Origin of the sequence: Neisseria sp. SLRRB23 (assembly GCF_050896295.1) — a bacterium.
GTDB lineage: Bacteria > Pseudomonadota > Gammaproteobacteria > Burkholderiales > Neisseriaceae > Neisseria.
In genome coordinates, this window is record NZ_JBPBFH010000002.1 from 1 (window position 1) to 21,428 (window position 21,428).

Consider the following 21,428-nt stretch of genomic DNA (forward strand, 5'->3'; position numbering starts at 1 on the left):
GTGCCCAACTGAATGATGGCAACTAATGACAAGGGTTGCGCTCGTTGCGGGACTTAACCCAACATCTCACGACACGAGCTGACGACAGCCATGCAGCACCTGTGTTACGGCTCCCGAAGGCACTCCTCCGTCTCTGGAGGATTCCGTACATGTCAAGACCAGGTAAGGTTCTTCGCGTTGCATCGAATTAATCCACATCATCCACCGCTTGTGCGGGTCCCCGTCAATTCCTTTGAGTTTTAATCTTGCGACCGTACTCCCCAGGCGGTCAATTTCACGCGTTAGCTACGCTACTGAACAATCAAGTTGCCCAACAGCTAATTGACATCGTTTAGGGCGTGGACTACCAGGGTATCTAATCCTGTTTGCTACCCACGCTTTCGAGCATGAACGTCAGTGTTATCCCAGGAGGCTGCCTTCGCCATCGGTATTCCTCCACATCTCTACGCATTTCACTGCTACACGTGGAATTCTACCTCCCTCTGACACACTCTAGTCACCCAGTTCAGAACGCAGTTCCCAGGTTGAGCCCGGGGATTTCACATCCTGCTTAAGTAACCGTCTGCGCTCGCTTTACGCCCAGTAATTCCGATTAACGCTCGCACCCTACGTATTACCGCGGCTGCTGGCACGTAGTTAGCCGGTGCTTATTCTTCAGGTACCGTCATCAGCCGCTGATATTAGCAACAGCCTTTTCTTCCCTGACAAAAGTCCTTTACAACCCGAAGGCCTTCTTCAGACACGCGGCATGGCTGGATCAGGCTTGCGCCCATTGTCCAAAATTCCCCACTGCTGCCTCCCGTAGGAGTCTGGGCCGTGTCTCAGTCCCAGTGTGGCGGATCATCCTCTCAGACCCGCTACTGATCGTCGCCTTGGTAGGCCTTTACCCCACCAACTAGCTAATCAGATATCGGCCGCTCGAATAGCGCAAGGCCCGAAGGTCCCCTGCTTTCCCTCTCAAGACGTATGCGGTATTAGCTGATCTTTCGATCAGTTATCCCCCACTACTCGGTACGTTCCGATATGTTACTCACCCGTTCGCCACTCGCCACCCAAGAAGCAAGCTTCTCTGTGCTGCCGTCCGACTTGCATGTGTAAAGCATGCCGCCAGCGTTCAATCTGAGCCAGGATCAAACTCTTATGTTCAATCTCTAACTTTTTAACTTCTGGTCTGCTTCAAAGAAACCAACAGGACAATGTTCAAAACATCATCTTGTCTGTCTTTCAAACAGTGTGAGGCTCAAGGCACTCACACTTATCGGTAATCTGTTTTGTTAAAGAGCGTTTGAACTGCTTCATCACCGCCGTTTCGTCAGCAGCGAAGAAGCGAACTATACGCTTGAAGACGTATACGGTCAATACTTTCAGCGGGATTTTTTTGGGAAATGTTGTCATATCTCTGTCGGATAAGGTTTTTTATTTCTGCCAAATGCTGCGCTGCCTCCAACAATCCCTTCCTCCCCCTCCTCTGACTGGTGCGCCTTTGTGAATATGCCGTCTGAAACTCGGGACTTCAGACGGCATTTTGTATCCAAACGGTAACTAATGTATCCGTACTTTGTTATAGAATGGATGCTGTTTTTTCTTCGTAATTAGAAATTGTCAAAATGGGCAAACATATTCTTTTAGGTGTAACGGGCAGTATTGCGGCGTATAAGTCTTGCGAGTTGGTGCGACTGCTGAAAAAACAGGGGCATTCGGTTACGGTGGTTATGAGCCGCTCGGCAACTGAATTTGTTTCTCCGCTGACTTTTCAGGCTTTGAGCGGCAATCCCGTTCTGACCGACACGCACGGCGGCAACGGTTCAAACGGTATGGAACATATCAACTTAACCCGGAATGCGGATGTTTTTCTGATTGCGCCGGCAAGTATGAATACCGTGGCAAAAATCTGTAACGGCGTGGCAGATAACCTACTGACCAATCTGGCAGCCGCACGGAAATGCCCTCTTGCCATCGCTCCCGCGATGAATGTGGAAATGTGGCTGAATCCTGCCAACCAACGGAATATCGCACAACTGCTTTCAGACGGCATTACCGTCTATATGCCGGGCTCGGGTGAACAGGCTTGCGGAGAAAATGGTATGGGAAGGATGCCGGAGCCCGCAGAATTGCTGGACCTGCTTCCGGATTTATGGACACCGAAAATTTTAAAGGACAAGAAAATCTTGATTACCGCAGGCGCGACATTTGAAGCCATTGATCCTGTCCGAGGCATCACAAATACCTCCAGCGGAAAAATGGGCGTGGCTTTGGCCCGGGCGTGTCGTGCCGCCGGTGCGGAAGTCAGCCTGATTCACGGACAGCTTCAAACCACGCTGCCTTTCGGCATATCCGATACGGTTCAAGCCGTCAGTGCCGAAGATATGCATCGCGCAGTGCATCGTTTGATTGAAAAACAAGATGCTTTTATTTCTGTTGCCGCCGTCTCAGACTATAGGGTTAAAAACAGGAGTACTCAAAAATTCAAAAAAGATAAAAATGCCAAACCGTTATCCATCGAATTGGATGAAAACCCCGATATTTTGGCATCCATTGCCTCATTACCGAACCCTCCTTTCTGTATCGGTTTTGCCGCTGAAACGGAGAATGTATTGGCATATGCGCGAGAAAAACGCATTAAGAAAAAGCTGCCGATGATCGTTGCCAATGATGTTTCAATCGCAATGGGCAAGACAACCAACCAAATTGTTATCATAGATGATGATGTGGAATTGTCTTTCCCCGAAACAAGTAAAGATGAAGCGGCAATGCGGATTGTTGAAAGGCTTGCCGTATATTTAGACAAATAAGTAGCTGGACAGATAAATTTTGGCTGGGGAGAGACAGAGAAAACGGTTAATGTGGAAATCAATGGTGTTACGCATACGCGAAGAATCGATATTGCAGATATGAAACATAAAAAGGCAGTTGAACATAAAACAGGATACCAATCTCTAACTAAGGATGTACTTTGGGAATTAAAGAGAGATAAACAACTTATTGATAAGTATGATTGGGAAGTTGAGTGGGTATTTGATGGTACCGCTTCAAAACCCCTATTTGATACTTTGAAAAAAGCAGGAATATCAGTCAAATTCAATCGCAAACAGGAGTAATTAAATATGAATAATAAAAAATTGAAAGATAAAGAATTGGAAAAGCAAAAGCTAGAAGATTTTGAATGTTGGCTATGGGATATGCCCAATACCATAGATAGTTTTATGCATAGGATGCCGAGAGAGATTGCTGAAAATCTGGATTTTTCAATAAAATCACTTGATATTATTGAAAAATATTTATTAGATACTTATCAAAATAGTAAGCAAATTATGGATGATCCATCATATGTTTTGGATGGATATGCCGTTTATGTTGGGGAAACATTTATAAAGATTCTTAATGATCCAAGTTTACATTGGGAATTAATGCTTGATGAGGAAAATGTATATTATAATCTACCTGTTATAAAAGGAAGAAATTTAATAGACTGCCCATTAACAATGATTACTACATGCTTGCATAGGAGAAAAGGAGTATTTCTATCTTCATTATTAACAAAATTTATAAATTCCAACTAAATTTTTTAAATATGTTAAATATAAAACGGGTTGCCTGTTAATCAAAAGGCAACCCGTTTTACCTGTTTCAACTTCTGATAACTTTGCGGATATATGGGATGCTGTGCAGATTTTGAATAATCTGATTCAACTGATCCAAATTCTTAACTTTCAATAAGAATTTAAATTCGACAAAACCTTCCGTTCCCGACTGGAATTTGGATGGTGTTTCGACCGACTCAATGTCTGCACCGGAATCGGAAATCGCTTGCGCCATTAATGCCAACAGGCCGTGGCTGTCTTCCGATTGGACTTGAAGCCCGACACGGTAGTTCTGCCCATTCATATTTTCCCAGTCTGCATCCAGCTGCTGTTCGGGATCGGACTTCAACAACGTCGGGCAGGTATCCCTATGGATAATCATGCCTTTTCCCTTAACCAACAGCAAACGGATAGAATCACCGGGAACCGGATGGCAACACTCTGCAAAATGAATATGTCCGCTTTCCTGACCATCAACTTTAATGGAACTGAGCCTGACCTCGCTGCCGAAATGCTCCCCTGCCAATTCAGCGATATGCATGGCGACATAAACAGGCAGGGTATGCCCCATACCGACGTTGTACAGCACTTCTTCAAATGAAGTCTGTTTGTCGTTGAGATCGGCAAGGTATTTTTCTTTGATGCCGTCTGAAAGCAGGACATCTTTGGGCAGCAAACTGGACAGGGCTTTTTGTAAGAGACTCTCTCCCAAAACGACCGCATCGTGCCGGTTAAGGTTTTTAATATATTGGCGTATGGCACTGCGCGCCCTGCCTGACACGGCGAAATTCAACCACGCGGGATTGGGTTTGGCATGTTCGGATGTAATAATTTCGACGGAATCGCCGGTTTTGAGCTTCGTACGCAACGGCATCATGATATTGTTGATACGTGCGGCAACGGTTTTGTGCCCAATATCGGTATGCACCGCATAAGCAAAATCGATAGGTGTTGCACCCTTGGGCAATGTTAGGATTTTTCCTTTTGGCGTAAGGATATAGATTTCGTTTGGAAACAAATCTACCTTGACGTGTTCGAGAAACTCAATGGCATTGGCACTGCTTGCCTGCAAGTCTAAAATGTTTTTCAACCATTGATTGGTGTGCAGCACTGCCTGATCGACCGTTTTGGAATCTGATTTATAGCTCCAATGTCCGGCGATTCCACCTTCGGCAACAGCATCCATTTCCCTGGTACGTATCTGCACTTCAACTGGCAAACCGTAAGGCCCGACCAAAGTCGTATGCAAGCTTTGATAACCGTTGCTTTTCGGAATAGCGATGTAGTCTTTAAACCGTCCGGGTTTGGGCTGATAGAGGTTGTGCAATGCGCCGAGCGCAGCATAACATGCAGGAATACTGTTAACGATGACACGGAAACCGTAAATATCCATAACTTCGGAGAAATGCAGTTTTTTTTCTAACATTTTCCGATAGATGCCGTACAGGTTCTTTTCCCTACCCTTGATTTTGGCTTCTATGTTCGCCCCTACCAAACGCTGGCTGAACGCACGCAAAATCTTTCCAACAACATCCTGCCTGTTTTTCCGACTCTTATCCATCGCCTTTTTCATGGTTTCATAGCGATTGGGATGGAGATTCTGGAAAGATAAATCCTGAAGCTCTTGATATGCATTATTCAAACCTATACGGTTGGCAATTTGCGCATAGATTTCAAGGGTTTCTTTTGCAATACGACGACGCTTGTCGGGACGCATCGAACCGAGTGTCCGCATATTATGCAGACGGTCAGCAAGTTTAACGACAATCACGCGTACATCTTTGGTCATTGCCAAAATCAGTTTGCGGAAACTCTCCGCCTGATGCTCTGCATGATCTTCAAATTTGAGTTTTTCGAGTTTGGACAGACCGTCCACCATCTCGGCAATCGTATTGCCGAATCTTGCGGCCATCTCCTCTTTCGTAACGCCTGTATCTTCCAGCACATCGTGCATTACACCTGCACAAAGACCCTGTACGTCCATATGCCAAACCGCAAGCTGTGTCGCGACGGCAATCGGATGCGTAATGTATGGTTCGCCACTTTTCCGGGTTTGTCCGTCATGAGCGTGAAATGCATAGGCAACAGCCTTCTCGAGCTCAACCTGTTCTTCAGGCTTGAGATAGGAAGCGGTACGGAAAAGCAGGGTACGTGCTTCGGCAGTTAAATAGTCGTAAGGTGCGGTGGGTTGTGGGACAGGCATTTCAGACGGCTTTCGGAACATATTTTATTTTTCGTTTTAAACCGTCGGACCGCGCACCTGCGGAAAGATTCGCCGGCGCGCGTTTCCGGCAGGCTTTATTTACTGCGCGTCAACAGTTCCGTACCGATATGCCCGGCGGCGATTTCCCTTAAGGCGGTAACGGTCGGTTTGTTATTGCGGACATCGTCCACAAGCGGCGTGTTGCCGTTCTCAAGCTGGCGGGCGCGGCGGGCCGCTACCAATGTCAGGTCAAAATGGTTGGAAATTTTTCCGGTACAGTCTTCGGTGGTAATACGTGCCATATTATTTGCTTTCTTTCAAAAATATTTAAATTGGGAAACCGAGTATTTTCGCGGTTTTTTAGGAATTTTCCAACAAATCTGCAATAAATCCCAGTTGCCGCGACCTTTTCAGACGGCAGGCATTCACAATATGGAGCAAATCCTCCTCCGCCCGCGCCAAGTCGTCATTGACCACGACAAAGTCGAACAATACAGACTGTTCGATTTCATGCCTTGCCTTCGACAGCCTCCTTTGGATAACTTCCTGACTGTCCGTCCCGCGTCCGTTGAGGCGCGCGGCAAGTACGTCGAAAGAAGGCGGCAGGATAAAGATACCTACGGCTTCAGGCAGCGCGTCGCGAACCTGAGCCGCACCCTGAACGTCGATTTCCAAAATCACATCATAGCCTGCCGCCGCCAACGCATTCACGCCCTCCGCGCTTGTGCCGTAATAGTTGCCGAACACGTCTGCGTATTCCAAAAAAGCCTCCTGCGCGATAAGCGACTCAAACTCTTCTTTGGAAACAAAGTGATAATGTACGCCGTTTGCTTCGCCTTCACGCGGCGGGCGCGTCGTGTGCGACACGGAAACGCGCAAACCGTTATGGTTTGCCAACAGCCGAGAAACCAGCGTGGTTTTGCCCGTGCCGGAAGCGGCCGAAATGATAAAGATGTTGCCTTTTCGATAAGCGGACATATTTTTTACCTGTATATTTTCCAGCCGATTGTATCACAACGGACACTCGGTTTCCTATTTGCCGATGCCCATATTTTGCCGCTATTGTTTTGATTGATTTGGCAAGCGGCAGGCTGACGGCTACAATATGGCGTTAAAAACATCAAACATGGAACACACAATGCTGGTTCATCCCGAAGCTATGAGTGTCGGCGCGCTTGCCGACAAAATCCGCAAAATCGAAAACTGGCCGCAAAAAGGCATCTTATTCCACGACATCACGCCCGTCCTGCAAAGCGCGGAATACTTCCGCCTTTTGGTTGATTTATTGGTTTACCGCTATATGGATCAGAAAATCGACATCGTTGCCGGTTTGGACGCGCGCGGCTTCATTATCGGCGCGGCACTCGCCTACCAGCTCAACGTCGGCTTCGTCCCCATCCGCAAAAAAGGCAAGCTGCCTTTTGAAACCGTATCGCAAAGCTACGCGCTCGAATACGGGGAAGCTGCGGTGGAAATCCACACCGATGCCGTCAAACCCGGTTCCCGTGTCCTGCTGGTCGATGATTTGGTTGCCACGGGCGGCACAATGCTTGCCGGACTGGAGTTGATCCGCAAACTCGGCGGAGAAATTGTCGAAGCTGCCGCCATTTTGGAATTTACCGACCTTCAAGGCGGCAAGAATATCCGTGCAAGCGGCGCGCCCTTATTTACCCTGCTTCAAAACGAAGGCTGCATGAAGGGCTGAAAACCGACCCTGCCGTCTGAAACCGGCAGGGTTGTTATTATGCGTTCGAATCACGCCCAAATCTTGCAAGCCCCTCAACACGCCGTCTTCATCAACGCCGGGGCAAACATATTTCGCCGCTTCTTTCGCTGCCTGTTCCCCGTTACCCATTGCCACGCCGAATCCGACTTCTGACAGCATTTCCACATCGTTCAAACCATCGCCGAACGCCATCACGTCTGCCATTTCCAAACCCAATGCGCGCACCACGCTTCTGATGCCGTCTGTTTTCGACATTCCCGCAGGCAGCAGATCGACCGCTTCCTCGTGCCAGCGCACCGTTTTCAAGCCTTCCCGTTCCACAATATCCGACCAGAGCGGCATTTCGTTTTCCTCCGCAAACACCAGCATCTGATACACCGGTTTGCTTGAAAAATAATCCTTATCGGCAAAAAAATCGCTGGCGATATGCTGCAAGGCGCGGCACACGCATTCCGACAGCGCGGACACGGCGATCCCCTCTCCGCCGACAAATGCATAATCCATGCCCAAGCCATCCAAATACGCGCAAACCCTGCCCATCAAACCGGCATCCATCGGTACTTCGCGCACAGTTTTTCCGTGCAGCAGCGCAAACTGTCCGTTTATCGTTACCACGGCATCCATACCCGTTTCCGCCATCATGTCCCTGACCTTTTCAGGAATCGTCGCCAAAGACCGCCCCGTTGCCAACGCCGTCAATATACCTTTGCTGCGCAAAGCCGCCACCGCCGTTTTCACGGAAGGGCGCAAGGTATCCGTATATTTGCGGTACAGCGTATCGTCAATATCGAAAAACACAATTTTAGGATTCATTACATTCTCTCTCGCATTCAAACTGCCGCATTGTATCCCAAGCAGGCAAATACTTGATAAATCCTTATAAATTTCCCGTCAAAATTGACCGCGAACACGAAAAGGCGGATAATCCGCCCATCTTCAAACACCCTTCAGACGGCATTTGCAGCAATGCCGTCTGAAACATTTCTACAAAGCACACAAATCATGAAAGCACCCGAACTCTTATTGCCAGCAGGCGGTCTCGAACGTATGCGCGCCGCCTACGATTACGGCGCAGACGCCGTTTACGCCGGCAGCCCGCGTTATTCCCTGCGCGCCCGCAACAACGAATTTGCGAAACTCGACGTTCTCGAGCAAGGCATTAAAGAAGCGCACGAGCGCAACAAAAAATTCTTCCTGACCGTCAATACGCTGCCGCACAACTCCAAACTCAAAACCTTCGTCTCCGACATGGAGCCCTTGATTGCCATGAAACCCGACGCGCTGATTATGGCGGATCCGGGCTTGATTATGACCGGGCGCGAAAAATGGCCGGAAATGCCGATCCACCTGTCCGTACAGGCCAACACCACCAACTACTGGGGCGTGAAATTCTGGCAAAACATCGGTGTCGAACGCATCATCCTGTCGCGCGAATTGAGCATGGAAGAAATCGCCGAAATCCGCCAAGAATGCCCCGACATCGAACTCGAAGTCTTCATCCACGGCGCATTGTGCATCGCCTACTCAGGTCGCTGCCTGTTGTCGGGCTATTTCAACCACCGCGACCCCAACCAAGGCACCTGCACCAACTCCTGCCGTTGGGATTACAAGGTTCACAACGCCACCGAAAGCGATGCGGGCGACGCCCAGCTTCTGCAAGGTTTTAACTTTGAAAAAGCTCAAGAAGAAGCCAACCAAAACTTTGAAGGCATCAACGGTCAGAAACGCCATCCCTACGCCGACAAGGTTTTCCTGATTGAAGAGTCCAACCGACCGGGCGAGATGATGCCGATTATGGAAGACGAACACGGCACCTACATCATGAATTCCAAAGACCTGCGCGGTATTGAAGTCGTCGAAAAACTCGCCAAAATCGGCGTGGACAGCCTCAAAGTCGAAGGCCGCACCAAGTCGCTCTATTATGTTGCACGCGTCGCCCAGTCCTACCGCAAAGCGATTGATGATGCCGTCGCAGGCCGTCCGTTTGATTACAGCCTGTTGAGCGAACTCGAAGGCCTCGCCAACCGCGGCTACACCAGCGGCTTCCTCGAGCGCCACCAAACCCAAGACTATCAAAACTACCTCAGCGGCCATTCCACCGCCAAACAAAGCCAATACGTCGGACACGTTACCGAAATCGATGGAAACGGCTGGGCGACAATCGAAGTCAAAAACCGCTTCGCCGTCGGCGATTCGCTCGAAATCATCCACCCGAGCGGCAACCAAACCATCAAATTGGAACAAATGACCCGCAAAGGCCAGCCTGTCGATGTCGCACCCGGCAACGGCATTCAGGTCAAAATCCCCAATATGCAGGGCAAAGAAAAAGCCCTCATCGCACGCGTGTTGAACCCCTGAGCCACAATGCCGTCCGAACCCCGTTTTCAGACGGCATTTTGTTGAATCTTACTGTACAATGGCAATGATTTCCCACAGCAAACAAGGACATCCGACATGAAAAAAATCTTCATACTCTCCGCCGCCGCCCTGATGCTGGCAGCCTGCCAATCCGGCCACGCGCCTAAAAACGCGCACACGGCATCCGCCGGCACACCGGCCGGAGAATCATGCAAAGTCATCCGTGGAGACACCGCAGGAGGCGGCAAAAACATCATTTACCGTTGCAGCAACGGTCAGGCGGCCATAAATGCAGCCATTGCAGGCGGCGTATTGGAATCCGGAATTCCCGTCAGCTTCGGGGGCGGTGGCGTACCTGTTGCAAACGGTCAGGGCTTGGTTACCCGTCAGGCGGCAAACGGCGTTGGCAAATCCGACTCCGAGGCCTGCGAACGCGCCTTAATCAATGCCGCCCGCAAATTCCAGCAGACCGCAGGCAAACTCGGCGGGCGCAGTGTTACCGGCTTCCAGAGCTACTTCGACAAGCAGCCGCTGCAAGGAGGACAATACGACTGTCAGGCAGGCTCGTTCCACGTCCGCGTGGTCATGCGCGCCAATGTCGTCCGTTAACATATCGGCAACCAAAAATGCCGTCTGAAACATTTTTCAGACGGCATTTTTTCAGGCTTTACCGGTAATTCCTTCAAAATCCCACTCCGGCTGTGACTATAATACTGTAGCGGCAAGGTATACGGGTATATTATCATCTTCCGTCATCCTAACCATATAATATTAAACAAAAGCCTCGGTCTATCCGCACCGAGGCTTTCGTCAAATCAAGGATTCAAACGGGATTATTGGGTTTTCTTACCACCAAATACGCCGAAGCTATTATTTGTCCATTTCCCGGCATTTTCTGGTGCATCCTTAACATAGCTGTACCTACCTGCCATTTCTGCAGCATTGGTCCCATAGAATCCCCCAGAGATACTACCTTCCTCACCGCTTTTCCAAGTACCGGTAAAGCGGCTGCCATCAAGACTTCCCTTGAATTCCTTGGTACCCATATACGATCCGTCACCACTATTAATCTTACCGTTCAATGAGTTACCGGCAAAATCGACAGTAGCAGTAAACGAACCGAGTGAACGTAATGTATTACCTGCATCAAACCAATTCTCACCTTCGGTCAAGTTGCGCGAACGGAAATGCAATACATCGCCGCTATAAGTAGCCGTACCGCTAGGCAGACTGTCGCTCAACTTTCCTTGCACAAAGAGTGCGTATGAACCATCTGCCAATTTAGCCGCACCATAAATCAGATTTTCAAAACCTTTGGAAGTAATAATCTTATCGAAGTCTGTCCAAAGCTGCGTCCTCCTTGACAGCTGTTCATTAGCCACTGTCAAATCAATAGTTTCGCCATTAATGACCAGATTCGTGATTTCACCTTCCCTGTAAAAATATTTTTCACCCAACTGACCGGTTTCCAATGGTGATGCAGCCGGTGCTGAAGGTTCGGGATTGGCAGGATGAGTTGACACACCTCCTTGGCTGCCTGAGTCTTCGGAAGGTGTCGCCGATTCGCTTCCTGAGCTATCACCTTCATGATGGTTGTGATCGGAAGGTGTCGCCGATTCGCTTCCTGAGCTACCACCTTCATGATGGTTGTGACCGGAAGGTGTCGTCGATTCGCTTCCTGCGCTACCACCTTCATGATGGTTGTGATCGGAAGGTGTCGTCGATTCGCTTCCTGCGCTACCACCTTCATGATGGTTGTGATCGGAAGGTGTCGTCGATTCGCTTCCTGAACTACCACCTTCATGATGGTTGTGATCGGAAGGTGTCGTCGATTCGCTTCCTGAGCTACCGCCAGCCCCTGGAGGGGTCGGCACCGAACTACCGTTTTGACCGGATGAAGGAGTTTCAACATTTCCACCTTGACCAGGTGCTGGACTTGCCGTATCAGCACCTGTAGCAGGGTTTCCCGTATCAGTGGGGGGGGGGGCAACTTTATTTGACGGTGTTTCTGAGGATTTGACCGCAGGCGCATCCCCTCCTCCTGAAATACAGGCGGAAAGGGCAAGGACGGATGCCATTGTAAGCAGGCTTGGTTTGAAAGGAATCGTCATAATTATCTCCTATGGCATATTTTTAATAAAAAATATGATAATTATTTATATCTGATGGTTTGAAAAATGCCGTCATACGCGGCAGAAAATACGGTTCCGCTTCACGAGCCGAGGCGAAACCGTAAAATATATCAATGCCTGTGCGGCATCATACCTTCCGGTGCTTCGGCATCGGCTGCCAAGCCGAAGGTTTCGCGCAACACGACTTTGTAGAATGCAAAGGCTTCACGCGCGCCTTGGATGGCTTCCGCTTCGGCTTCGGGAGTCAAGTTCAAAGCGTTCAGATGCTCGACAAAGGCGCGCCAGTGTTTGCCGCGCCCGTCGGGATGGGGTGCGAGGTGGCGCGCGCCGTGTTCGCCGTTGTAATCGAGTTTTTGCGCGTGTTTGAACAAAAACGCCGCGCCCAAATTGGATCCTTCGGCGCAATAAAGCCAGCCGATTGCTTTGTTGCCGGTTTCATGCGGCAGCGGTTTGCCGTATTCGTAAGGTTTGTCGCCCAAATCTGCGAGGTCTTGCGTTACGGCATCGTATCGCGCCATGTATTCCAGCTCGGGAATGGCTTTGTTCAATTCGGCATCTTTATAGATGTGGTCGACGGCCTTGTGGAAAACGGATTGGAGTTTCAAAAATTTGATGTAGTTTTCTTTGCTGACAAACGGTTGGACAAACATAACGAGATTATCCACGCTGTCGTGAACCGCCGTGGTATCCGCCTTCAGGCGTTTGGCAAACGTCAGGGCTTGGTTTTCGGTTTCACTCATATTTTTTCCTTTATCGATAAGTGGTAAGGATGGCAATACGGGTAAACTCCGTATTTGCCTGTATACTCGACATACAAAAATAATAAATAAAATTTATTATCATATAATTTTGGAATATATATCATTTGCGTTATATGTTCAAGCAGATGTTTTACTATCATTTACAGAGATAGCGTTTTATAAAGGGATTCGATAATCAGGTAGGTAGCCGCACAAAGAATATTTCTACTGCATAGCGGTTTGTTTATACGGTTGCCCATGCCGGTTTTGCATCCTGATTGGGCGTATCGCCTTTTTTCCTTTATAATGCCGCCACTTATATTTGCTACTTTCCCGATGAAGCCGTTTGCCGAAAATATCCCCCACAGCCTTCGCGGCAGCTGCCGCGACGAAGCCCTGCCGCCGCATACGGTAGATTGCCCGGAATGCGGCTGCCGTGTGGATGTGCCGCAATTGGACAGGGGGGAGGCGGCGTTCTGCCCGCGCTGCGGCTATAAGCTCTTCAGGGTGGGCAGCCACCCTTTTTCCGGCCCGCCCGCTTATGCGGCGGCTTCGCTGATTTTGATGGCGTTTGCTTACAGTATGACGTATATCGAGGTCGGGATACCGGGTGCGGCATCCGTCCTTTCGCTGCCCGAAATGGTACGCCTGATGGTGTTTCAGGATTATGGTTTTTTGGCCGAAGTGATGTTTGTGCTGACTTTCGGCGCGCCGGTTCTGTTTCTGCTGCTGTGCCTGTATGTCTATGCCGCGCTGATACGGAAACAGGCGTATCCTGCGCTGCGTTTGGCAACGCGTGTGATGGTGCGCTTGAGGCAGGCGATGATGGTGGATGTGTTTTTTGTTTCCACTCTGGTGGCGTATATCAAGCTCTCGTCTGTGGCAGAGGTTCGCTTCGGGTCGGCGTTTTATCTGATGTTCGCGCTGTCGGTTATGCTGATTCGGACTTCGGTATCCGTTCCCCAGCATTGGGTGTATTTTCAAATCGGGCAGCTGACGGGGGATAATGCGGTTCAGACGGCATCAGAAGGCAAAACCTGTTGCAGCCGCTGCCTGTATTTCCGCGACAGTGCCGAATCCCCCTGCGGGGTGTGCGGCGCGGAACTGTACCGCCGACGGCCGAAAAGTCTGAGTATTTCGTCGGCGTTTCTGACGGCGGCGGTTGTTTTGTATTTCCCTGCCAATATCCTGCCGATTATGATTTCGTCCAATCCTGCCGCCACGGAGGCCAACACCATCTTTAGCGGCATCGCTTATATGTGGGACGAGGGCGACAGGCTGATTGCGGCGGTTATTTTCAGCGCGAGTATTTTGGTGCCGGTGCTGAAGATTGCGGCAATGTCGGTTTTGATTGCGTCCGCCCGCTTCGCTTTGCCAACGGGCGCAAAGAAATTGTCGCACCTCTACCGCATCACCGAAGCAGTCGGTCGCTGGTCGATGATTGATATTTTTGTGATTATTATTTTGATGTGTTCGTTCCACACTTATGCCGCGCGCGTCATTCCGGGCAGTGCGGCAGTCTATTTCTGCCTGGTCGTGATTCTGACGATGCTGTCCGCCTATTATTTCGACCCGCGCCTGCTTTGGGACAAACGCGCTTCAGACGGCATTGCTTTCAATGAAACGGAAAAATATGACTGACAACAACCCTCCTCCAAACGGACACGCTCAAGCACGCGTCCGCAAAAACAACACCTTCCTCTCCGCCGTCTGGCTGGTCCCGCTGATTGCGCTGATTGCCGGTGGCTGGCTGTGGATTAAGGAAATCCGCAACAGGGGGCCTGTGGTTACGCTCTTGATGGACAGCGCGGAAGGCATTGAGGTCAACAATACGGTCATCAAAGTATTGAGCATCGATGTCGGACGCGTTACCCGAATCAAACTGCGCGACGACCAAAAAGGCGTGGAAGTAACCGCCCAACTCAATGCGGACGTATCCGGCCTCATCCGCAGCGATACCCAGTTTTGGGTGGTCAAGCCGCGTATCGACCAAAGCGGCGTAACCGGTTTGGGTACGCTGCTTTCGGGTTCGTACATCGCTTTTACACCCGGCAAAAGCGACGAGGCAAAAGACGTGTTCCAAGTGCAGGACATTCCGCCCGTTACCGCCATCGGGCAAAGCGGGCTGCGCTTGAATTTGATTGGTAAAAACGACCGCATCCTCAACGTCAGCAGCCCCGTTTTGTATGAAAACTTTATGGTCGGCCAAGTAGAAAGCGCGCATTTCGACCCGTCCGACCAAAGTGTGCATTACACTATCTTCATCCAGAGCCCCAACGACAAACTGATTCATTCCGCCAGCCGTTTTTGGCTGGAAAGCGGCATCAATATCGAAACCACAGGCAGCGGCATCAAACTCAATTCCGCCCCTCTGCCTGCCCTGCTGTCGGGCGCGATTTCATTTGATTCGCCGAAAACCAAAAACAGTAAAAACGTCAAAAGCGAAGACAGCTTCACGCTTTACGACAGCCGCAGCGAAGTCGCCAACCTGCCTGACGACCGCTCGCTGTACTACACCGCGTTTTTCAAACAATCCGTGCGCGGCCTGACCGTCGGTTCGCCCGTCGAGTACAAAGGGCTGAATGTCGGCGTGGTTTCCGATGTTCCCTATTTCGACCGCAACGACAGCCTGCACCTGTTTGAAAACGGCTGGATTCCCGTACGCATCCGCATCGAGCCTTCCCGTTTGGAAATCAATGCCGACGAGCAAAGCAAAGAGCATTGGAAACAACAATTTCAGACGGCCTTAAACAAAGGCCTGACCGCCACCATCTCCAGTAACAACCTGCTGACCGGCAGCAAAATGATTGAGTTGAACGATCAGCCTTCCGCCTCGCCCAAGCTGCGACCGCATACCGTTTATGCAGGCGATACCGTCATCGCCACACGGGGCGGCGGTTTGGACGACTTGCAGGCAAAAGTAGCCGACTTGTTAGACAAGTTCAACAATCTGCCATTGGATAAAACCGTTGCCGGCTTGAACGGTTCGCTTACCGAGCTCAAGTCCACACTCAAATCTGCCAATGCTGCTTTAAGCTCCATCGACAAACTGGTCGGAAAACCGCAGACACAAAACATTCCGAACGAGCTGAACCAAACCCTGAAAGAGTTGCGCATAACCCTGCAAGGCGTATCGCCTCAATCGCCTATCTACGGCGACGTACAAAATACGCTACAAAGTTTGGACAAAACCTTAAAAGACGTTCAACCCGTCATTAACACTTTGAAAGAAAAACCCAACGCGCTGATTTTCAACAGCAGCAGCAAAGACCCTATCCCGAAAGGAAGCCGATAATGCGCCTTTTCCCGATTGCCGCCGCCCTGACGCTTGCCGCCTGCGGTACTGTGCAAAGCACACAATATTTCGTGTTGCCCGACAGCCGCTACATCCGTCCTGCAACGCAAGGCAGCGAAACCGCCGTCGAAGTCCGCCTTGCCGAGCCGCTCAAACGCGGCGGACTGGTCTATCAAACCGACCCCTACCGCATCAACACCGCACAAAACCACGTTTGGGCAGACACCTTGGACGATATGCTCGAAGCGGCGTTGAGCAATGCATTCAACCGTTTGGACAACACACGCATCTTTGTTCCTGCCTCACGCAGCGGCAGTACCGAAAAATGGACGGTCTATATCGACGCATTCCAAGGCAGCTACACGGGCAAAACCCTCATCAGCGGCTACGCCGTCCTACCCGACGGTACGAACAGACCCTTCCATATCGAAACCGAACAGCAGGGTGACGGCTACACCGCCATGACCGCCGCACTCGAACAGGGACTGAAACAGGCGGCGCAACAGATGGTCGAGTAAACCGTGAACTATTGCGAATTTGCCGCCTCACTTCCCGAAAACACCGATAACCCGAACAAACATTACCACGACACCCAATACGGTTTTCCGATTGAGGACGACAATGAATTGTTTGAGCGTCTGGTGTTGGAAATCAATCAGGCAGGATTGAGCTGGACGCTGATGCTGAAGAAGCGGCAGGCGTTTCAGACGGCATTTGAAGGGTTCGACATCGATACTGTTGCCGCATTTGGCGAAGCCGATATTGAGCGGCTGCTTGCCGATGCAGGCATCGTCCGCAACCGCCTGAAAATCGATGCCGCCATTTTCAATGCACGGCAAATCCAAGCGTTGCAACAAGAATACGGCTCGTTCAAGAACTGGCTCGACGCGCACCATCCGCGAAGCAAAGACGAATGGGTCAAACTCTTTAAAAAACATTTCAAATTCGTCGGCGGCGAAATCGTCGGCGAATTTCTGATGAGTACCGGCTACCTCAAAGGCGCGCACGCCGAAAGCTGTCCGGTTTACCGTAAAACCCTGAAATACCACCCGAAATGGCTCGATGCCGTCTGAAAAACCAATGAACAGAAGAACCTTCCTCCTCGGTGCAGGCGCGTTGCTTCTTACCGCCTGCGGCAGAAAATCCGCCCGAACCCACGCCAAAATTCCCGAAGGAAGCACCGTACTTGCCTTGGGCGATTCGCTCACCTTCGGCTACGGCGCAAACCCCGGCGAATCCTACCCCGCGCAACTGCAAAAACTGACGGGTTGGAATATTGTCAACGGCGGCGTATCGGGCGATACGTCCGCGCAAGCCCTGTCGCGCCTGCCCGCGCTGTTGGCACGCAAACCCAAGCTTGTGATTGTCGGCATAGGCGGCAACGACTTTCTGCGCAAAGTTCCCGAAGAACAGACCCGCGCCAATATCGCGAAAATCATCGAAACCGTGCAAAAGGAAAACATCCCCGCCGTCCTCGTCGGCGTGCCTCACATCACACTGGGCACGTTGTTCGGGCATTTGAGCGACCATCCGCTGTATGAGGATTTGTCCGAGGAATACGGCATTCCGCTGTTCGGTGGCGCGTGGGCGGAAATTTTGGGCGACAACGATTTAAAGTCCGACCAAATCCACGCCAACGGCAAAGGCTATCGGAAATTTGCCGAAGATTTGAATCAATTTTTGAGAAAACAGGGGTTTAGATAAACAAAGGTTTATCCGCACCCAAGTTGTTTATATAATCATGAACCGACTGGAACACCAAACTGCTTCGGGACGCATATGCCGTCTGAAGTGCAAAACCTACGCCATACAGCCGCATGAAGTTGCGGCGGTATGGCGTTTTTTGAAAAAGATGGTCTGCCGGTTCAGACGGCATGACCGACCGTCCGAACCTGCTGTGGATAAAACCCGGACAGGCTGAAATCATGGAATATTGCGAACCTGAAGAAGCATCCGACCCGTACGCAATATACAGGCGTGCCAACCTGATGGCGGGGCTGCCGCTGTTTGTCGTGATTTTGGTTCTGCTCAATATTGTTTTTCCGCTTCCGGCGTATCCATTGGCTTGGCTGGTGCTTGCAGGTTTCATGGTTTTGGTCAGCGGCTTTCCCTTATCGCTGCTGCTTGTGGTGCTGCTTGTCCTGACCTGCTGCATTCTAGCGCGTTGTCCGCCATTATCCCGTCTTTTGTGCTACCCTTGCCCGAATCATCCGATGTCTAAAAATTCTGCCTGATGGCAGCCCTACAAACCCGAAGGAGTAGAAATGAAACTGTCCGAACTGTTCAACCCGAATGAATTTGCCGCGCGGCATTTGAGTTTCGGCGACGAAGCGGCGTTGCTTGCCGCTGTCGACGAGAAGAGCATGGACGAATTTGTCGGCAATACCGTGCCGCAAAGCATCCGTATGCCGTCCGAACTCGATTTGCCCGAGGCCTTGACCGAGGCAGACGCATTGGCGAAATTGAAAGGCATTGCGTCGAAAAACGTGATCAACAAGTCCTATATCGGCTTGGGCTATTATCCGACCCGCGTGCCGAACGTGATTTTGCGCAACGTATTGGAAAACCCGGGTTGGTACACCGCCTACACGCCGTATCAGGCGGAGATTGCCCAAGGTCGTTTGGAAGCGTTGTTGAATTTCCAACAAGTGTGCATCGATTTGACCGGTTTCCCTGTGGCGGGCGCGTCTTTGTTGGACGAGGCAACTGCCGCGGCGGAAGCGATGGCGATGGCGCACCGCGTGGGCAAAGTGAAATCCGAGCGTTTCTTTGTAGATGCGCGCGTGTATCCGCAAACTTTGGACGTGATGAAAACCCGCGCCAAATATTTCGGCTTTGAACTGGTGGTCGGCGATTTTGCCCAAGCGGATGAAGGCGAATACTTCGGCGCGCTGTTCCAATACGTCGGCAAAGACGGCGACGTACAAGATTTGCAGGATGTTATCAGCCGTCTGAAAGCAAAAGGCACGATCGTGGCCGTTGCCGCCGACATCATGAGCTTGGTTTTGCTGAAGTCGCCTGCCGAATTGGGCGCGGACATTGCGTTGGGCAACACTCAACGCTTCGGTGTGCCGATGGGCTTCGGTGGTCCGCACGCTGCTTATTTCGCCTTTAAAGACGAGTTCAAACGTTCCGCCCCAGGCCGCATCATCGGCGTATCCAAAGACGCATCGGGCAAACCTGCCTTGCGCATGGCGTTGTCCACCCGCGAGCAACACATCCGCCGCGAAAAAGCGACATCCAATATTTGTACGGCACAAGCATTGCTGGCGAACTTGGCCGGTATGTATGCCGTTTACCACGGCCCTGAAGGCGTGAAACGCATCGCCAACCGCATTCACGCGCTGGCTTCTGCCTTTGCCGATGCGCTGGTTTCAGACGGCCTGAATGTGGTTCACAAAGTCTTCTTCGATACCGTTACCGTCGATTTCGGCAGCAAAGAGCAAGCAGACCAAGTGTTTGCCGCTGCTTTGGAGTCGGGCTACAACCTGCGCCGCGTCAACGATACCCAAATCGCCGCCGCCTTCCACGAAACATCCGTGCGCGAAGATTTGACAGATTTGTACCGCGCGTTTACCGGCAAGGATGCGTTCGCATTTGCCGATGATATCAAAGGCCGTCTGAACGCCGAATTGCTGCGTCAGGACGACATTCTGCAACATCCTGTGTTCAACCGTTACCATACCGAACACGAAATGTTGCGCTACCTGAAAAAACTCGAAGACCGCGACTTGGCGATGAACCGCAGCATGATTTCATTGGGCAGCTGCACCATGAAACTCAACGCAACTGCGGAAATGTTGCCGATTACTTGGGCGGAGTTCTCCGACATCCACCCTTACGCTCCCGAAGCGCAAACCGCCGGCTACCGCGAATTGCTCGCCGATATGGAAAACAGCCTGAAAGCCATCACCGGTTTTGACGCGATTTCCTTCCAGCCCAACTCAGGCGCGCAGGGCGAATACAGCGGCATGCTGTCCATCCGCCGTTACCAAGAAGCCAACGGCGAGGGGCACCGCAACATCTGTCTGATTCCCAAATCCGCCCACGGCACCAACCCCGCCACCGCCGCCATGCTCGGTTTGAAAGTCGTTGTTGTCGATACCGACGAACACGGCAACGTCAATATTGACGATTTGAAAGCCAAAGCCGAGCAACACCGCGACACTTTGTCCGCCATCATGATTACCTATCCGTCTACCCACGGCGTGTACGAAGAAGGCATCCGCGACATCTGCCGCATCATCCATGAAAACGGCGGACAGGTTTACATGGACGGTGCGAACCTCAACGCCCAAATCGGCATCATGCAGCCCGCCGAAGTCGGCGCGGACGTGTTGCACATGAACCTGCACAAAACCTTCTGTATCCCTCACGGTGGCGGCGGTCCGGGCGTCGGCCCTATTGGTTTGAAAGCCCACCTTGCCCCGTTTGCCCCGGGCCATACCTTGACCGACACCCACAGCGCAAGTGCCGATCAAACTGCCGTGGCTGCCGCAGCATATGGTTCTGCATCCATCCTGCCGATTACTTGGATGTACCTGACCATGATGGGCAAACAAGGCATGGAGCAGGCAACACGCTGGGCATTGCTCAACGCCAACTACGTTGCCAAACGTCTGAGCGAAGACTATCCGATTCTGTATACAGGCAAAAACGGCCGCGTCGCGCACGAATGTATTGTTGATTTGCGTCCGCTCAAAGCCGAAAGCGGCATCACCGAAACCGACATCGCCAAACGCCTGATGGACTACGGCTTCCACGCGCCGACGGTTTCCTTCCCTGTTGCCGGTACGCTGATGATCGAGCCGACCGAGAGCGAAAGTAAAGCCGAACTCGACCGCTTCATCGCCGCCCTGAAATCCATTCGCCGCGAAGTGCAGAAAGTCATCGACGGCGAATGGCCGAAAGACGACAACCCACTGGTCAACGCACCGCACACCGCCGCAGATATAACCGGCGAATGGGCGCATCCGTACTCTCGCGAAGAAGCCGTCTTCCCGCTGCCCTTCGTGTGCGAACACAAATTCTGGCCGAGCGTCAAACGAGTAGATGAAGTGTATGGCGACCGCAATCTGGTTTGCTCCTGCTTGCCGACAGAAAATTATGAAGACTGACTGTTGATATCTTAAAAAATGCCGTCTGAAACATTTTCAGACGGCATTTTCATCAACGGCAGGCCGGTTGCACCGATACACATATCTCGACTATAACTTTATAGTGGATTAAATTTAAATCAGGACAAGGCGACGAAGCCGCAGACAGTACAGATAGTACGGAAAGGCGAGGCAACGCTGTACTGGTTTAAATTTAATCCACTATAAAACAAATGAGTTAAACCAATGTCCATACACCCGCTTTTTTATCATCCTACTTTTATTCATCCGATCGAG

Annotated in this window: 19 protein-coding genes, 1 rRNA gene and 1 pseudogene; 13 read left to right on the forward strand and 8 right to left on the reverse strand. The window is 51.0% G+C overall.

The genetic code is table 11. The features are described 5' to 3' along the window. Positions 1-1,146 (reverse strand): 16S ribosomal RNA (locus ACRPFF_RS00600); the annotation flags it as partial. Between the two features lie 461 nt (positions 1,147-1,607). Here ACRPFF_RS00600 and coaBC point away from each other — a divergent pair. The 3 genes from coaBC to ACRPFF_RS00615 are packed head-to-tail and all read left to right on the forward strand — an operon-like array spanning position 1,608 to position 3,560. Further along, positions 1,608-2,792 carry a bifunctional phosphopantothenoylcysteine decarboxylase/phosphopantothenate--cysteine ligase CoaBC gene (coaBC, locus tag ACRPFF_RS00605; protein ID WP_432673514.1) on the forward strand — a complete coding sequence of 395 codons (1,185 nt, stop codon included), beginning with the start codon at positions 1,608-1,610 and terminating at the stop codon, positions 2,790-2,792. A gap of 51 nt (positions 2,793-2,843) precedes the next feature. Then, positions 2,844-3,098 carry a hypothetical protein gene (locus ACRPFF_RS00610; RefSeq protein ID WP_153063806.1) on the forward strand — a complete coding sequence of 85 codons (255 nt, stop codon included), beginning with the start codon at positions 2,844-2,846 and terminating at the stop codon, positions 3,096-3,098. A 6-nt stretch (positions 3,099-3,104) separates the two neighbouring features. After that, a complete protein-coding gene (locus tag ACRPFF_RS00615; RefSeq protein WP_096109292.1) occupies positions 3,105-3,560 on the forward strand; it encodes a hypothetical protein in 456 nt (151 codons plus the stop codon). Positions 3,561-3,627: 67 nt separating this feature from the next. On the opposite strand, the gene ACRPFF_RS00620 is transcribed toward ACRPFF_RS00615, so the two are convergent. From ACRPFF_RS00620 to gmk, 3 genes are all read right to left on the reverse strand, one after another. Then, positions 3,628-5,784: a RelA/SpoT family protein gene (locus tag ACRPFF_RS00620; RefSeq protein WP_411713191.1), complete on the reverse strand. Its 2,157-nt coding sequence runs from the start codon at positions 5,782-5,784 to the stop codon at positions 3,628-3,630. Positions 5,785-5,879: 95 nt separating this feature from the next. Beyond that, on the reverse strand, positions 5,880-6,086 hold the full coding sequence (gene rpoZ / locus ACRPFF_RS00625) for a DNA-directed RNA polymerase subunit omega (RefSeq protein ID WP_118787636.1): 207 nt from the start codon (positions 6,084-6,086) through the stop codon (positions 5,880-5,882). 58 nt (positions 6,087-6,144) lie between these two features. After that, positions 6,145-6,762, reverse strand: a complete 618-nt coding sequence (gmk, locus tag ACRPFF_RS00630) for a guanylate kinase (RefSeq protein ID WP_127247764.1) — start codon at positions 6,760-6,762, stop codon at positions 6,145-6,147. A gap of 127 nt (positions 6,763-6,889) precedes the next feature. Between gmk and ACRPFF_RS00635 the strand changes: the two genes are divergently transcribed. After that, positions 6,890-7,489: an adenine phosphoribosyltransferase gene (locus ACRPFF_RS00635; RefSeq protein WP_014580597.1), complete on the forward strand. Its 600-nt coding sequence runs from the start codon at positions 6,890-6,892 to the stop codon at positions 7,487-7,489. A gap of 48 nt (positions 7,490-7,537) precedes the next feature. Here the strand turns inward: ACRPFF_RS00635 and ACRPFF_RS00640 are convergent. Beyond that, positions 7,538-8,323, reverse strand: a pseudogene (locus tag ACRPFF_RS00640) (Cof-type HAD-IIB family hydrolase); the annotation flags it as partial. Between the two features lie 189 nt (positions 8,324-8,512). Here ACRPFF_RS00640 and yegQ point away from each other — a divergent pair. After that, complete coding sequence (gene yegQ / locus ACRPFF_RS00645; RefSeq protein ID WP_432673560.1) at positions 8,513-9,868, forward strand: tRNA 5-hydroxyuridine modification protein YegQ; 1,356 nt, start codon at positions 8,513-8,515, stop codon at positions 9,866-9,868. A gap of 96 nt (positions 9,869-9,964) precedes the next feature. Beyond that, positions 9,965-10,477 (forward strand): excinuclease, encoded by a 513-nt coding sequence (locus ACRPFF_RS00650; protein WP_411713189.1) that lies wholly within the window; start codon positions 9,965-9,967, stop codon positions 10,475-10,477. A 224-nt stretch (positions 10,478-10,701) separates the two neighbouring features. Here ACRPFF_RS00650 and ACRPFF_RS00655 read toward each other — a convergent pair whose 3' ends face one another. Next, on the reverse strand, positions 10,702-11,979 hold the full coding sequence (locus tag ACRPFF_RS00655) for a transferrin-binding protein-like solute binding protein (protein ID WP_432673515.1): 1,278 nt from the start codon (positions 11,977-11,979) through the stop codon (positions 10,702-10,704). 131 nt (positions 11,980-12,110) lie between these two features. Further along, positions 12,111-12,740 (reverse strand): biliverdin-producing heme oxygenase, encoded by a 630-nt coding sequence (locus ACRPFF_RS00660; RefSeq protein WP_002236045.1) that lies wholly within the window; start codon positions 12,738-12,740, stop codon positions 12,111-12,113. Positions 12,741-12,998: 258 nt separating this feature from the next. Here ACRPFF_RS00660 and ACRPFF_RS00665 point away from each other — a divergent pair, with 258 nt between their 5' ends. Genes ACRPFF_RS00665 through ACRPFF_RS00685 form a run of 5 tightly spaced genes read left to right on the forward strand, consistent with a single transcriptional unit; the run spans position 12,999 to position 17,739 of the window. Then, positions 12,999-14,381, forward strand: a complete 1,383-nt coding sequence (locus tag ACRPFF_RS00665) for a paraquat-inducible protein A (protein WP_432673516.1) — start codon at positions 12,999-13,001, stop codon at positions 14,379-14,381. Beyond that, the gene (gene pqiB, locus ACRPFF_RS00670) at positions 14,374-16,035 is read left to right on the forward strand and encodes an intermembrane transport protein PqiB (RefSeq protein WP_432673517.1); all 1,662 of its coding nucleotides are present in this window, start codon (positions 14,374-14,376) and stop codon (positions 16,033-16,035) included. Before ACRPFF_RS00665 ends, pqiB begins: the two co-directional genes overlap by 8 nt. Next, positions 16,035-16,553 carry a PqiC family protein gene (locus ACRPFF_RS00675; RefSeq protein ID WP_196976940.1) on the forward strand — a complete coding sequence of 173 codons (519 nt, stop codon included), beginning with the start codon at positions 16,035-16,037 and terminating at the stop codon, positions 16,551-16,553. Before pqiB ends, ACRPFF_RS00675 begins: the two co-directional genes overlap by 1 nt. Positions 16,554-16,556: 3 nt before the next feature. Continuing rightward, the gene (locus ACRPFF_RS00680; protein WP_003750107.1) at positions 16,557-17,108 is read left to right on the forward strand and encodes a DNA-3-methyladenine glycosylase I; all 552 of its coding nucleotides are present in this window, start codon (positions 16,557-16,559) and stop codon (positions 17,106-17,108) included. Continuing rightward, a complete protein-coding gene (locus ACRPFF_RS00685; protein WP_101084736.1) occupies positions 17,098-17,739 on the forward strand; it encodes an arylesterase in 642 nt (213 codons plus the stop codon). The genes ACRPFF_RS00680 and ACRPFF_RS00685 overlap by 11 nt, the downstream gene beginning before the upstream one ends. Here the strand turns inward: ACRPFF_RS00685 and ACRPFF_RS00690 are convergent. Beyond that, on the reverse strand, positions 17,732-17,911 hold the full coding sequence (locus ACRPFF_RS00690) for a hypothetical protein (protein WP_025455583.1): 180 nt from the start codon (positions 17,909-17,911) through the stop codon (positions 17,732-17,734). The two genes, ACRPFF_RS00685 and ACRPFF_RS00690, sit on opposite strands and share 8 nt — an antisense overlap. Between ACRPFF_RS00690 and ACRPFF_RS00695 the strand changes: the two genes are divergently transcribed. Together ACRPFF_RS00695 and gcvP are read left to right on the forward strand one after the other, a co-directional pair. Next, complete coding sequence (locus tag ACRPFF_RS00695; RefSeq protein ID WP_101128713.1) at positions 17,910-18,269, forward strand: hypothetical protein; 360 nt, start codon at positions 17,910-17,912, stop codon at positions 18,267-18,269. The two genes, ACRPFF_RS00690 and ACRPFF_RS00695, sit on opposite strands and share 2 nt — an antisense overlap. A gap of 30 nt (positions 18,270-18,299) precedes the next feature. Continuing rightward, complete coding sequence (gene gcvP, locus ACRPFF_RS00700) at positions 18,300-21,152, forward strand: aminomethyl-transferring glycine dehydrogenase (RefSeq protein WP_432673518.1); 2,853 nt, start codon at positions 18,300-18,302, stop codon at positions 21,150-21,152. Positions 21,153-21,428: the final 276 nt, after the last annotated feature.

Bases quoted from the DNA above. Each gene is read 5' to 3' on its own strand.
- coaBC (WP_432673514.1), top strand. From the start codon at position 1,608: ATGGGCAAACATATTCTTTTAGGTGTAACGGGCAGTATTGCGGCGTAT.
- ACRPFF_RS00615 (WP_096109292.1), top strand. From the start codon at position 3,105: ATGAATAATAAAAAATTGAAAGATAAAGAATTGGAAAAGCAAAAGCTA.
- ACRPFF_RS00620 (WP_411713191.1), bottom strand. From the start codon at position 5,784: ATGCCTGTCCCACAACCCACCGCACCTTACGACTATTTAACTGCCGAA.
- rpoZ (WP_118787636.1), bottom strand. From the start codon at position 6,086: ATGGCACGTATTACCACCGAAGACTGTACCGGAAAAATTTCCAACCAT.
- gmk (WP_127247764.1), bottom strand. From the start codon at position 6,762: ATGTCCGCTTATCGAAAAGGCAACATCTTTATCATTTCGGCCGCTTCC.
- ACRPFF_RS00635 (WP_014580597.1), top strand. From the start codon at position 6,890: ATGGCGTTAAAAACATCAAACATGGAACACACAATGCTGGTTCATCCC.
- yegQ (WP_432673560.1), top strand. From the start codon at position 8,513: ATGAAAGCACCCGAACTCTTATTGCCAGCAGGCGGTCTCGAACGTATG.
- ACRPFF_RS00650 (WP_411713189.1), top strand. From the start codon at position 9,965: ATGAAAAAAATCTTCATACTCTCCGCCGCCGCCCTGATGCTGGCAGCC.
- ACRPFF_RS00655 (WP_432673515.1), bottom strand. From the start codon at position 11,979: ATGACGATTCCTTTCAAACCAAGCCTGCTTACAATGGCATCCGTCCTT.
- ACRPFF_RS00660 (WP_002236045.1), bottom strand. From the start codon at position 12,740: ATGAGTGAAACCGAAAACCAAGCCCTGACGTTTGCCAAACGCCTGAAG.
- ACRPFF_RS00665 (WP_432673516.1), top strand. From the start codon at position 12,999: ATGCCGGTTTTGCATCCTGATTGGGCGTATCGCCTTTTTTCCTTTATA.
- pqiB (WP_432673517.1), top strand. From the start codon at position 14,374: ATGACTGACAACAACCCTCCTCCAAACGGACACGCTCAAGCACGCGTC.
- ACRPFF_RS00675 (WP_196976940.1), top strand. From the start codon at position 16,035: ATGCGCCTTTTCCCGATTGCCGCCGCCCTGACGCTTGCCGCCTGCGGT.
- ACRPFF_RS00685 (WP_101084736.1), top strand. From the start codon at position 17,098: ATGCCGTCTGAAAAACCAATGAACAGAAGAACCTTCCTCCTCGGTGCA.
- ACRPFF_RS00695 (WP_101128713.1), top strand. From the start codon at position 17,910: ATGACCGACCGTCCGAACCTGCTGTGGATAAAACCCGGACAGGCTGAA.
- ACRPFF_RS00690 (WP_025455583.1), bottom strand. From the start codon at position 17,911: ATGCCGTCTGAACCGGCAGACCATCTTTTTCAAAAAACGCCATACCGC.
- gcvP (WP_432673518.1), top strand. From the start codon at position 18,300: ATGAAACTGTCCGAACTGTTCAACCCGAATGAATTTGCCGCGCGGCAT.